The sequence below is a fragment of the Pseudomonas sp. NY15435 genome (assembly GCF_048068295.1).
Classification (GTDB): Bacteria; Pseudomonadota; Gammaproteobacteria; order Pseudomonadales; family Pseudomonadaceae; genus Pseudomonas.
Genome location: NZ_JBLUQA010000011.1, coordinates 69363 through 81496 on the forward strand (window position 1 = coordinate 69363; position 12134 = coordinate 81496).

Sequence of the window (12134 nt, forward strand, 5' to 3'; positions counted from 1 at the left end):
TTCAGGAAAGGGTTGCGCTGGCCAGCTTCACGCCAAAGCCGACGAACAGGGCGCCGACGCCACTCGAGGCGCCGGCAGCCAGCCGTTGCCGCCGACGGAACCAGGCCGCCAGACGCACACCGGAGAAAATCAGGAAGCTCAGGTACAGGGCGCTGATGATCTCGAGGATCGTGCCCAGTACCAGGAACGACAGGCCGGGGTAGGCGTAGCCCGGGTCGACGAACTGGATGAAGAAGGAGATGAAGAAGAGGATCGCCTTGGGGTTGGACAGGCTCAGCAGCAGCGCCTTGCGGAACGGCTGGTTGACGTCCACTTCCTTCGCCGGCGCGGCGGCCGCTTCCAGCGGGTGGCGCAGCTTCTGCCAACCACCGCGGAGCATGCCTAACCCTAAATAGAACAGGTACGCGGCGCCGACGTACTTCAGCCCCAGGAACAGCATCGGCTCGGCCTTGAGGACCGAGGCGATACCCAGTGCCGACAGGAACATCAGGATCGCATCACCGAGGAACACCGCGCTCGCCGCCCGATAGCCCGAGGCCACGCCGCGCTGGGCGGCGGTGGCGAGGACGAACAGCGAGTTCGGCCCCGGCAGCAGGACGATGAACAATGTACCCAGGACGTAGGTCCAGAGGTCGGTGATTCCCAGGGTCGGCATCATCTTCTTCCCCTCTTCGGGCTCAGTCTCAGCGGCGCTCGGCCATCGCCGCGATGAAGCGGTCGAACAGCGGAGCCACGTCGTGCGGGCCAGGGCTGGCTTCCGGGTGACCCTGGAAGCTGAAGGCCACCTTGTCGGTGCGCTCGACGCCCTGCAGGGTGCCGTCGAACAGCGACTTGTGGGTAGCGCGCAGGTTGGCCGGCATGCTTGCCTCATCCACGGCGAATCCGTGGTTCTGGCTGGTGATCATCACCACGCCGGAATCCAGGTCCTGCACCGGGTGGTTGGCGCCATGGTGGCCGTGGCCCATCTTCACAGTCTTGGCGCCGGAAGCCAGAGCCAGCAGTTGGTGCCCCAGGCAGATGCCGAAGATCGGCGTCTCGGTGTCGAGGAACTCGCGGATGGCCTGGATGGCGTAGTCGCACGGCTCGGGGTCGCCTGGGCCGTTGGAGAGGAAGATGCCGTCCGGGTTCAGGGCGAGCACTTCGCTGGCCGGGGTCTGCGCCGGCACGACGGTCAGGCGGCAACCACGGGCGACCAGCATGCGCAGGATGTTCAGCTTCACGCCGAAGTCATAGGCGACTACATGGTACGGCAGGTCAGCGGCGGCGATTTCCGGGTGGCTGTCGGTTTCCAGGTTCCAGACGCTGGAGCGCCACTCGTACTTCTCGGTGGAGGACACGACTTTAGCCAGGTCCATGCCTTTCAGGCCCGGGAAGCCGCGCGCCAGTTCGAGAGCTTTTTCCTCGGTGGCGTCGTCGCCAGCCAGGATGCAGCCGTTCTGCGAACCCTTTTCGCGCAGGATGCGAGTCAGGCGACGGGTGTCGATACCAGCGATGGCAACGGTGCCGTTCTCTTTCAGGTAGTCCGGCAGGGACTGCTTGTCGCGCCAGCTGCTGGACAGCAGCGGCAGGTCACGAATGATCAGGCCGGCGGCCCAGACCTTGTTCGACTCGGCATCTTCCGGCGTGGTGCCGGTGTTGCCGATGTGCGGGTAGGTCAGGGTGACGATCTGTTGGGCGTAGGAAGGATCGGTAAGGATTTCCTGGTAGCCGGTCATGGCGGTGTTGAACACCACCTCTCCGACGGTCTGGCCGTCGGCGCCGATGGCTTCACCGCGAAAAACGCTGCCGTCGGCAAGTGCAAGTATGGCTGGCTTAGTCAAGAAGACCTCCCGTAGTTCAAGCCTGGCTGGGCGTGCGCAGATTGTAAAAAAGCGGGATGACATCAGAAGAAGTCATCCCGCTTTTTATGTGATTCATGCTGCGCTGCTTTTAGTGGACACACTAAAGCTGTAGTTTACAGAAATGCGACATCATGGTCCACCTTTTGCACGACGTATGGCCATACCACTCAGCGAAGGCCGAGCACGTCCTGCATGTCGTACAGGCCGTTGGCCTGCCCTTCCAGCCACTGTGCCGCACGCACGGCACCGCGAGCGAAGGTCATGCGGCTCGAGGCCTTGTGAGTGATCTCCACGCGCTCGCCATCAGCAGCGAACAACACGGTGTGATCGCCCACTACATCGCCAGCACGCACGGTGGCGAAGCCGATGGTCTCGCGCGGACGGGCGCCGGTCTGGCCTTCACGACCGTACACAGCCACTTTCTCCAGATCCCGACCCAGCGCATTGGCAACCACTTCACCCATGCGTAGCGCGGTGCCGGAAGGCGCGTCGACCTTGTGGCGGTGGTGCGCCTCGAGGATCTCGATATCCACGTCGTCACCCAGAACGCGGGCAGCGGTGTCGAGCAGCTTCAGGCAGAGGTTCACGCCGACGCTGTAGTTGGCCGCGAAGACGATCGGAATATCCTTCGCCGCTTCGTTCAGCAGTTCCTTCTCCGCCGCGGAGAAGCCGGTAGTGCCGATAACCATGGCCTTGCCGGCCTTACGGCAGACTTCCAGGTTCTTCAGGGTCACGGTCGGGTGGGTGAAGTCGATCAGCACGTCGAACTCGTCGACCACCTTGGCCAGGTCGCCCGACAGCGGCACGCCGATACGACCCAGGCCGGCCAGTTCGCCCGCGTCAGCGCCCACCAGCGTGCTGTCCGGGCGGTCGACCGCCGCAGTCAGGCCTGCGCTGCCATTGGTCTGCTGGACAGCTTCAATCAGGGTCTTGCCCATGCGCCCGGCGGCGCCCATTACGGCTATACGTCGCATATAAAACAGCTCCCAGCTAAAAAAGCCCCGGACGATTCGCATCGCCGGGGCCCTGCATCATAGATCGTCGAAGAAGCGCTTCATGCCCTCGAACCAGCCACTGGCCTTGGGCGAATTGGAAGAGTTGCCCTGCAGGGTACCGCGGAACTCTTCAAGGAGTTCGCGCTGACGCTTGTCCAGTTGCACGGGCGTCTCCACGACCACGCGACACATCAGGTCGCCAGCACCGCCGCCGCGCACCGGGGCAACGCCCTTGCCGCGCAGGCGGAACAGCTTGCCGGTCTGGGTGCCTTCGGGAATCTTCAGCTTCACGCGGCCATCCAGGGTCGGCACTTCCAGCTCGCCACCCAGGGCGGCATCGGCGAAGCTGATCGGTACCTCGCAGTACAGGTGCTTGCCGTCGCGCTGGAAGATGTCGTGCTCGCGCACGTTCACCACTACGTAAAGGTCGCCCGCCGGGCCACCATGGGCGCCGGCCTCGCCTTCGCCGGTCAGGCGGATGCGGTCACCAGTATCGACGCCGGCCGGCACTTTCACCGACAGGGTCTTGTGCTCTTCCACCCGACCCTGGCCATGGCAGGAACCACAGGGGTCGGTGATCATCTTGCCGCTGCCATGGCAACGCGGGCAGGTCTGCTGCACCGAGAAGAAGCCCTGCTGCATGCGCACTTGGCCGATACCACCACAAGTGGTACAGGTGACCGGCGTGGTACCGGGCTTGGCGCCGCTGCCGCTGCAGGTTTTGCAGCCGACCAGGGTGGGAACGCGAATGGTCACGGTGGTGCCGCGAACTGCGTCTTCCAGGTCGAGATCGAGGGTGTAGCGCAGGTCCGCGCCACGGGCCGGGCCGCCACGGGAACCGCCGCGACCGCCGCCGCCACCGAAGAAATCACTGAAGACATCGCCGAAGATGTCCGAGAAGCTCGCGCCGCCGAAGCCGGCACCGCCGCCACCCATCTGCGGGTCGACGCCGGCATGGCCGTACTGGTCGTAGGCCGCGCGCTTGCTGGCGTCGGACAGGACCTCGTACGCCTCGTTGGCCTCCTTGAATTTATCCTCGGCCTCCTTGTCGCCGGGATTGCGGTCCGGGTGGAACTTCATGGCGAGCCGGCGATAGGCCTTCTTCAGGTCCGCTTCGCTGGCGCCGCGCTCGACACCCAGTACCTCGTAAAAATCACGTTTGGCCATAACTTTCCTGCACTCTAAAAACCGTTCCCCCAGACACGCCAACGCGGGAGCAAGCCCCCGCGTGACGTTTCATGCGCACCGACACGCTGATCGGTGCGCCGGAGCGGAAGCAAGCACGCGGCTTACTTGTTCTCCTTGACCTCTTCGAACTCGGCGTCGACGACATCGTCGCCAGCCTTGTCGTCAGCAGCCTCGCCCTGAGCGGCAGCACCCGGCTGCGGCTGTTCGGCGTACATCTTCTGCGCCAGCGGGGTGGACGCCTGGGACAGCGCGTTCATCTTCGCTTCGATCTCGGCCTTGTCGTCGCCTTTCACGGCAACTTCCAGCTCGCCGAGAGCTTTCTCGATGGCAGCCTTCTCCTCGGCAGTGGCCTTGTCGCCAGCCTCGGTGACCATCTTGCGAGTGGCGTGAACCAGCGCGTCGCCCTGGTTGCGGGCTGCGGCCAGCTCCTCGAACTTGCGGTCTTCCTCGGCATTCGCTTCGGCGTCGCGGACCATCTGCTGGATCTCGTCCTCGGACAGACCGGAAGAGGCCTTGATCACGATGGACTGCTGCTTGCCGGTGGCCTTGTCCTTGGCGCCCACATGCAGGATGCCGTTGGCGTCGATGTCGAAGGTCACTTCGATCTGCGGCACACCGCGCGGAGCCGGCGGGATGTCGGCCAGGTCGAACTTGCCCAGCGACTTGTTCTGGCCGGCTTGCTTGCGCTCGCCCTGCAGAACGTGGATGGTCACGGCGCCCTGGTTGTCATCGGCAGTGGAGAACACCTGCGACTTCTTGGTCGGGATGGTGGTGTTCTTGTCGATCAGCGCGGTCATCACGCCACCGAGGGTTTCGATGCCCAGGGTCAGCGGGGTGACGTCAAGCAGCAGCACGTCCTTCACATCGCCGGCCAGTACGGCGCCCTGGATGGCAGCACCCATGGCAACGGCTTCGTCCGGGTTGACGTCCTTGCGCGCTTCCTTGCCGAAGAACTCGGCAACGGTCTTCTGCACCAGCGGCATGCGGGTCTGGCCGCCGACCAGGATCACTTCGTCGATCTTCGACACGTCCAGGCCTGCGTCCTTGAGCGCAACGCGGCACGGCTCGATGGTACGGGTGACCAGGTCTTCCACCAGGGATTCCAGCTTGGCGCGGGAAACCTTGACGTTCAGGTGTTTCGGGCCCGAGGCGTCAGCGGTGACGTACGGCAGGTTGACGTCGGTCTGCTGGGTCGAGGACAGCTCGATCTTGGCTTTTTCGGCCGCTTCCTTCAGGCGCTGCATGGCCAGCGGGTCGCCCTTGAGGTCCATGCCGGATTCTTTCTTGAATTCCTCGACGAGGTAGTCGATCAGGCGCAGGTCGAAGTCTTCACCACCCAGGAAGGTGTCGCCGTTGGTGGCCAGTACTTCGAACTGGTGCTCGCCATCGACTTCTGCGATCTCGATCACGGAAACGTCGAAGGTACCGCCGCCCAGGTCATACACGATGATGGTGTGGTCGCCCTTGGCCTTGTCCAGGCCGTAGGCCAGCGCGGCCGCGGTCGGTTCGTTGATGATGCGCTTGACGTCCAGACCGGCGATGCGGCCGGCGTCCTTGGTGGCTTGACGCTGGCTGTCGTTGAAGTAGGCCGGAACGGTGATGACTGCTTCGGTGACCGGCTCGCCCAGGTAATCCTCGGCGGTCTTCTTCATCTTTTTCAGGACTTCAGCGGAGACCTGCGGCGGAGCCATCTTCTGACCCTTGGCCTCGACCCAGGCGTCGCCATTGTCAGCCTTGACGATCTTGTACGGCACCATCTTGATGTCTTTCTGTACGACGTCTTCTTCGAAGCGACGGCCAATCAGGCGCTTCACGGCGTACAGGGTGTTGGTCGGGTTGGTCACGGCCTGGCGCTTGGCCGGCTGACCTACCAGGATTTCGCCGTCGTTGGCGTAGCCGATGATCGACGGGGTGGTACGAGCGCCTTCGGCGTTCTCGATGACCTTGACGTTACCGTTCTCCAGGATGGACACACAGGAGTTGGTGGTCCCCAGGTCGATACCAATGATTTTGCCCATATTTCACTCTCCAGAAATTAGATTCCGCGCTGACCCTGTTGCGGGTCTTTGGCTCGGTTGATTACCCAGATGGGGACCGGGTGGTGGATTTCAAGCCTTCTCGTCGATCGAAGGCGGAGTTTGTTCAGGTGCCTTGCTGACCACGACCATGGCCGGACGCAGCAGGCGACCGTTGAGCAGGTAACCCTTCTGGAACACCTTGACCACGCTACCCGGCTCGAGACGGATGCTCTCTTCCATGGCCATGGCCTGGTGGTGTTCGGGGTTGAACGGCTCGCCGTGCGGGTCGACCGGCTCGAGGTTGTAGCGCGCCAGCGTGTCGTGGAACATCTTCAGCGTCAGCTCGATGCCTTCGCGCATCGGCTTGATTGCTTCGTCTTCCGGGTTCGACATCTCCAGCGCGCGCTCGAGGGTATCGACGATCGGCAGCAGGTCGCCGGCGAATTTCTCCAGGGCGAACTTGTGCGCCTTCTCCACGTCCTGCTCGGCACGGCGGCGGACGTTCTGCAATTCAGCGACGGCACGCAGGCTTTGATCCTTCGCCGCGGCGACCTGTTCTTCCAGCTCCAGCACGCGGGCGTTCAGGTCCCCGGTAGCGCCGGTTTCCGGCTGCTCGTTGAACTGGGAATCCTGAGTCTGTTGTTCGTCAGACATGCCACTCTCCTAAAAAAGAAAATAAGCCTTTGAAAACAAAGCGAACCCAATGGTCCGCGGCTCTGCCGACTATATGGGGCGCCTTTTTTTGACTTCAAGGGCGGCAAGCTCAAGGCACCCACATCAAGCACCCCACAGACGACGAAGGAGAATTGCCAGCGGCCGAAAATACTGTATAAATAACCAGACATTTCTACGGAGCCGCCGCCCATGCTGGTTCACCTGTCTGTGCACAACTACGCCATCGTCGAGCACCTCGATCTCGAGCTCGCCGCCGGCATGACCGTGATCACCGGCGAGACGGGCGCCGGCAAGTCGATCATGCTCGACGCCCTCGGCCTCGCCCTCGGTGACCGCGCCGACAGCGGCGTGGTGCGCCCCGGCTCCGACAAGGCAGACATTCTCGCCAGCTTCGATGTCAGTGCGATTGCCGAAGCCCGCGACTGGCTCGCCGAGCGCGACCTGGAGCAGGACGGGCCGTGCATCCTGCGCCGAGTGATCACCGCCGAAGGCCGTTCGCGCGCCTACATCAACGGCTCACCCTGCCCGCTGGGCGACCTCAAGCACCTGGGCGAGTTGCTGATCGATATCCACAGCCAGCATGAGCATCAGTCGCTGCTCAAGGCCGATACCCACCGCCGCCTGCTCGACGAGTACGCCGGCAGTCAGGACCTGGCGCGCCAGGTGCATCTTGCCGCGCAGCGCTGGAAGCAGACCCGCCAGGAACTGGACCGCCTGTCGCGCAACGGCGAAGAGCAGCGCGCCCGCCACCAACTACTCAGTTATCAGCTGGAAGAGCTGGAAAACCTCGGCCTGGGCGACAACGAACTGGAGTCACTGGAGGCCGAGCACAAGACTCAGAGCAATGCCGGCAGCCTGATCGCCGCCTGCCGCCAAGTAGTCGAACTGTGCAGCGAGAGCGATGCCGGCAACGTGCTGTCGGCGCTGACCTCCAGCCTCAACCGCCTCACCGCTTTCCAGAGCCAGCCCGCCGCGCTGGGCGAAGCGGTGAACCTGCTGTCCAGCGCGCAAATCCAGGTGGAAGAGGCCATCGGCGAACTGAACCGCTTCGTCGACCACTTCGACGCCGACCCCCTGCGCCTTCAGCAACTGGAAGAGCGGATGGACACCATCTATAGCCTCGCGCGCAAACACCGCGTCCAGCCCCATGAACTACAGGATTTGCAGCAGCGTCTGCTGGACGAACTCGAAGCGCTGAACGCCGACGACGAAGCCGTCGACCGCCTGGGCGAGGAGCTCGCCGCCTACGCCCGCCATTACCAGGAGAAGGCCGCAGAGCTCAGCCAGCTTCGTCGCACCGCCGCACCGCAACTTGCCAAGGCCGTGGAAGTGGAGATGCAGCGACTGGGGATGCCGGGGGGCCGCTTCGCCATCGAACTGCGCGACGCCACTTCCGATGAGCCTCAGGTGAATGGTCTGGAACAGCTGGAGTTCCTCGTCAGCGCCAACCCCGGCCAACCACTGAAGGGCCTGGCCAAGGTTGCCTCGGGCGGCGAATTGTCGCGCATCAGCCTGGCGATCCAGGTGATCACCGCGCAGACCTCACGCACTCCCACGCTGGTCTTTGACGAAGTGGATGTTGGCATCGGCGGCCCCACCGCCGAAGTCGTCGGCCAACTGCTGCGCCGCCTGGGCGATCGCGGCCAGGTACTGACGGTCACCCATTTGCCGCAAGTCGCAGCACAGGGACACCAGCACCTGTTCGTCCACAAGGACCGCGACACCAGCGAAACCCGTACCGCCGTGGCCAACCTGAAGAAGTCCGAGCGCATCGAAGAAATCGCCCGCATGCTCGGCGGCGTCGACCTGACCAAGGAATCCCTGGCCCACGCTCGCAAGATGGTCGATTCCGCAGTCCAGAACTGACCTGTAGGAGCGAGCTCGCTCGCGAACTGCTTGGCCCTGAGGCAACCGGGAATTTTGTTCGCGAGCAGGCTCGCTCCTACATGGAAGCCCCAAACGAAAACGGCGACCCGAGGGTCGCCGCTTTTGCATCTGCGTACGCTTATTTCTTCTTGCGCACGTAGAGCACCAGATTGTGATCGACGAGCTCGAAGCCGCGCTCCTTGACGATCTCCTTCTGGCGTTTCTCGATTTCCGAGTCCATGAACTCGATGACTTCGCCGGTATCGACGCAGACCATGTGGTCATGGTGACCGCTGTCGGCCAGTTCGAAGACGGCATGGCCGCCATCGAAGTTGTGGCGCACCACCAGGCCGGCGGCTTCGAACTGGGTCAGGACGCGGTAGACAGTGGCCAGACCAACGTCCTCACCCGCCTCCATCAGCGCTTTGTAAACATCCTCTGCGCTCATGTGGCGCTGCTCGGCGGAATCGAGCATCTGGAGGATCTTGACGCGCGGCAGTGTGACCTTCAGTCCGGCTTTGCGCAGTTCGCTATTTTCAACCATGTGTGCTTTCTCGGCGCGGAATGCTTCGCAGCATCTCTCAATACAGGTATGATCGGGATTTCGTCGCTCAGCCAAGATAGTGGAAGTCACCCCTTGATGCAAAACGCCAAGCTCATGCTGACCAGTCTCGCTTTCGGGCTGGGACTCGCCGCACTCGCCGGTTGCTCGTTCCCGGGGGTCTACAAGATCGATATCCAGCAGGGCAACGTTGTAACGCAGGACATGATAGACCAGTTGAAGCCCGGAATGACCCGGCGCCAAGTGCGGTTTATCATGGGCAACCCCCTGATCGTGGACACCTTCCACCCCAATCGCTGGGACTACCTGTACAGCATCCAGCCCGGCGGCGGTCAGCGCCAGCAGGAGCGGATGAGCCTGTTCTTCGGCGCAAACGATCAACTGATCGGCCTCAACGGCGACTTCATGCCCGGCGTCAGCCGCGACGAGTCGATCCTCGGCAAGGACGGCGTTACCCCACCGCTGGCCCCGGAAGCGCCGCAGCAGCAGCCCGAACAACCCAAGGAAGAACCGGCCAAGCCCGGCTCCGTGGAAGAGCAGATCCAGAAGGAAGTCGACCAGGTGGAAACCGTACCGATCCCGACTCCGGAACCTCTGGACAAGAATCCGCAATAAGGGATTCGCTCCAACGAAAAAGCCCGGCCTATGCCGGGCTTTTTGTTGCCTGTGCCTTCATCGCATGAGGATCACGCATCGCATCGGAATCAGCCTCGCGCCGCCTTGGCCCGCGCGGCCCGCTGCTTACGCACTTCCTTCGGATCAGCGATCAGCGGGCGGTAGATCTCCACCCGCTCGCCCTCTTCCAGCACACGCTCCTCCGGTCTGAGCACCGCCTTGCCGAAGATGCCCAGCGGGCAGCTCTGCACATCCAGGCCGGGAAATTGCGCGGCGATGCCGGACAGCGCCACCGCCTCGCGCATCCGCGTGCCGCGCGGGACACTCAGGCGCAGCAGCGCCTGCTTCTCCGGCAACGCGTAGACGACCTCGATGGCGATGCTCGTGGATTCAGCCATGCAGCTGCTTGGCGCGCTGGCAGAAAGCGTCAACCATGGTGTTCGCCGCCTGGGTGAACAACGGGCCGAGGGTGGCCTTCACCAGCGCGCCGGCATAGTCGAAGGTGAGGTCGAGGGAAATCTTGCAGGCCTTGTCGCCCAGGGCCTTGAACGTCCACACGCCATGCAGCTGAGTGAAGGGACCTTCCTCGAGATTCATCTCGATGCTCTGCCCGGGCACCAGCACGTTGCGGGTGGTGAAACGCTGGGTGATGCTGCCCTTGGCCACGGTCAGTTCGGCGCGCATGGCCGTTTCACTGTCCTCCAGCACCGTGGAGGCAGAACACCAGGGCAGGAACTCCGGGTAGCGCGCCACATCGTTGACCAGGTCGTACAGCGCCTTCGCCGGATAGGGCAACAGGGCCGAACGCTGGATATGCGTGCTCATAGACGTCTCGCTTTGTGTTGTGGGGCATCTGACCGGCATCTGACCGAACATCAGCGCCCTCTGATCAAAAAAACAGCGCGCATTCTCCGAGATTAGCCACGCACCCTCAAGCTTGCATGCCGTCGCATGCTGTCCCGATAGCGGCGCGGCGAGCGACTCCCTATAATGCGCGGCCTATGGCTAAACAGAAGAAACACCCTTCGGGGACCATCGCGCAGAACAAGAAGGCTCTGCACGACTACTTCATCGAGCAGCGCTTCGAGGCGGGCGTCGCCCTGGCCGGCTGGGAAGTGAAAAGCCTGCGCGCCGGCAAGGCGCAGCTGGTGGACAGCTACGTGCTGCTCAAGGATGGCGAAGCCTGGCTGCTGGGCAGCCACATCACGCCGCTGACCACTGCCAGCACCCACGTCATCGCCGACCCGGTGCGCACGCGCAAGCTGCTGCTACACAAGCGTGAGCTGGGCAAGCTGTTCGGTGCCGTGCAGCAGAAAGGCTACGCCTGCGTCGCGCTGTCGATGTACTGGAAGAAGCACCTGATCAAGTGCGAGATCGCACTGGCCAAGGGCAAGAAAGAGTACGACAAGCGCGGCACCGAGAAGGAGCGTGACTCCGACCGGGAAATCCAGCGCGCCATTCGTCACGGCAAGGACGACTGAACCTTCGCGCCCTCTTGCGGGGCGCGTTGCCGATCAGGCGTCCACTGCGCCCTGGCGTCGCTGTGCGCGTTGCAGGCGTAACTCTTTCGCCTGCACCTCGGCCAGCACTTCCTGCACGTAGTCGATATGCCGCTGGGAAATCTCCCGCGCCGCTTCCGCGTGCCCGCCGATAATCGCCTCGTACAACTCGCGGTGCTGACGCATCAGCTGCTCGCGGGTTTCGTCACGCTGCGCGTACATCCCGCCGATATTGGTCACCACGTTGCGCTTGAGCAGGTCGAACAGGCCACGAATCGTGTGCAACAGCACAGCGTTGTGGCTGGCTTCGGCGATGGCCAGGTGAAAGGCTGCGTCCGCCGCCCCCTCTTCCGCGCGACTGACCTTGCCCACGCGCTGGTAACAGTCCTGCAGCGTATCGAACGCCTGCGTCAGGCGCTGGTGATCCACCTCGGTAGCGCGCAGCGCGGCGTAATAGGCGCAGGAGCCTTCCAGGGTGTGGCGGAACTCCAGCAAGTCGCGCTGCGCCTCGGGGTTGCTCTCCAGCAGGTGCAGCAGGGGATCGCTGAACATCGAGCCCAGCCCTTCGCTGACGTAGTTGCCGCCGCCCTGGCGACTGAGCAACAGGCCCTTGGCCCCCAGCTTCTGGATCGCCTCGCGCAGTGACGGCCGCGACACGCCGAACTGCTCGGCCAGCACACGCTCGGCGGGCAGTCGCTCACCAGCCTTGAGGGTGCCCTCGAGGATCATCGCTTCCAGCCGCTCGACGATATCGTCCGACAGACGGCGTTGCTTGACCTGACCGAAACTCATCTTCGTGGACTCCCTCGATAGCGCGCTAAAACCCGCTTACTGAGCAGGGCGCGGCAGCCTAACCACTGCCACCGCCGGCAACA

13 protein-coding genes are annotated in these 12134 nt (G+C 63.4%); 3 read left to right on the forward strand and 10 right to left on the reverse strand.

Annotated features, from left to right (window positions below):
- Position 1: 1 nt before the first annotated feature.
- The 6 genes from leuE to grpE all read right to left on the reverse strand — a co-directional run bounded on the left by leuE (position 2) and on the right by grpE (position 6696).
- Entirely contained in the window at positions 2–655 is a 654-nt protein-coding gene (gene leuE / locus ACNFH5_RS23375) for a leucine efflux protein LeuE (RefSeq protein WP_156160495.1), read from the reverse strand.
- 28 nt (positions 656–683) lie between these two features.
- Positions 684–1820, reverse strand: a complete 1137-nt coding sequence (gene carA, locus ACNFH5_RS23380; protein ID WP_236175218.1) for a glutamine-hydrolyzing carbamoyl-phosphate synthase small subunit — start codon at positions 1818–1820, stop codon at positions 684–686.
- A 188-nt stretch (positions 1821–2008) separates the two neighbouring features.
- Complete coding sequence (gene dapB / locus ACNFH5_RS23385; RefSeq protein WP_413348048.1) at positions 2009–2815, reverse strand: 4-hydroxy-tetrahydrodipicolinate reductase; 807 nt, start codon at positions 2813–2815, stop codon at positions 2009–2011.
- Positions 2816–2872: 57 nt separating this feature from the next.
- Positions 2873–4003, reverse strand: coding sequence for a molecular chaperone DnaJ (gene dnaJ / locus ACNFH5_RS23390; protein WP_038803372.1), 1131 nt, complete (start codon positions 4001–4003; stop codon positions 2873–2875).
- Between the two features lie 122 nt (positions 4004–4125).
- Positions 4126–6042: a molecular chaperone DnaK gene (dnaK, locus tag ACNFH5_RS23395; protein ID WP_045216722.1), complete on the reverse strand. Its 1917-nt coding sequence runs from the start codon at positions 6040–6042 to the stop codon at positions 4126–4128.
- Between the two features lie 90 nt (positions 6043–6132).
- Positions 6133–6696 (reverse strand): nucleotide exchange factor GrpE, encoded by a 564-nt coding sequence (gene grpE / locus ACNFH5_RS23400; protein ID WP_416750109.1) that lies wholly within the window; start codon positions 6694–6696, stop codon positions 6133–6135.
- Positions 6697–6906: 210 nt separating this feature from the next.
- Here grpE and recN point away from each other — a divergent pair, with 210 nt between their 5' ends.
- Positions 6907–8583 (forward strand): DNA repair protein RecN, encoded by a 1677-nt coding sequence (recN, locus tag ACNFH5_RS23405; RefSeq protein ID WP_416750111.1) that lies wholly within the window; start codon positions 6907–6909, stop codon positions 8581–8583.
- Between the two features lie 139 nt (positions 8584–8722).
- On the opposite strand, the gene fur is transcribed toward recN, so the two are convergent.
- Positions 8723–9127: a ferric iron uptake transcriptional regulator gene (fur, locus tag ACNFH5_RS23410; RefSeq protein WP_009613072.1), complete on the reverse strand. Its 405-nt coding sequence runs from the start codon at positions 9125–9127 to the stop codon at positions 8723–8725.
- A gap of 96 nt (positions 9128–9223) precedes the next feature.
- On the opposite strand from fur, the gene ACNFH5_RS23415 reads away from it, so the two are divergent.
- Positions 9224–9760, forward strand: a complete 537-nt coding sequence (locus ACNFH5_RS23415; RefSeq protein WP_416750113.1) for an outer membrane protein assembly factor BamE — start codon at positions 9224–9226, stop codon at positions 9758–9760.
- Between the two features lie 89 nt (positions 9761–9849).
- On the opposite strand, the gene ACNFH5_RS23420 is transcribed toward ACNFH5_RS23415, so the two are convergent.
- Both ACNFH5_RS23420 and ACNFH5_RS23425 read right to left on the reverse strand, forming a co-directional pair.
- Positions 9850–10158 (reverse strand): RnfH family protein, encoded by a 309-nt coding sequence (locus ACNFH5_RS23420; RefSeq protein WP_416750115.1) that lies wholly within the window; start codon positions 10156–10158, stop codon positions 9850–9852.
- Positions 10151–10585, reverse strand: coding sequence for a type II toxin-antitoxin system RatA family toxin (locus ACNFH5_RS23425; RefSeq protein ID WP_416750117.1), 435 nt, complete (start codon positions 10583–10585; stop codon positions 10151–10153). The genes ACNFH5_RS23420 and ACNFH5_RS23425 overlap by 8 nt, the downstream gene beginning before the upstream one ends.
- Positions 10586–10761: 176 nt before the next feature.
- Here ACNFH5_RS23425 and smpB point away from each other — a divergent pair, with 176 nt between their 5' ends.
- Positions 10762–11241, forward strand: coding sequence for an SsrA-binding protein SmpB (gene smpB, locus ACNFH5_RS23430; RefSeq protein WP_017518965.1), 480 nt, complete (start codon positions 10762–10764; stop codon positions 11239–11241).
- 33 nt (positions 11242–11274) lie between these two features.
- Here smpB and ACNFH5_RS23435 read toward each other — a convergent pair whose 3' ends face one another.
- Positions 11275–12051, reverse strand: a complete 777-nt coding sequence (locus tag ACNFH5_RS23435; RefSeq protein WP_416750118.1) for an FCD domain-containing protein — start codon at positions 12049–12051, stop codon at positions 11275–11277.
- Positions 12052–12134 lie beyond the last annotated feature (83 nt).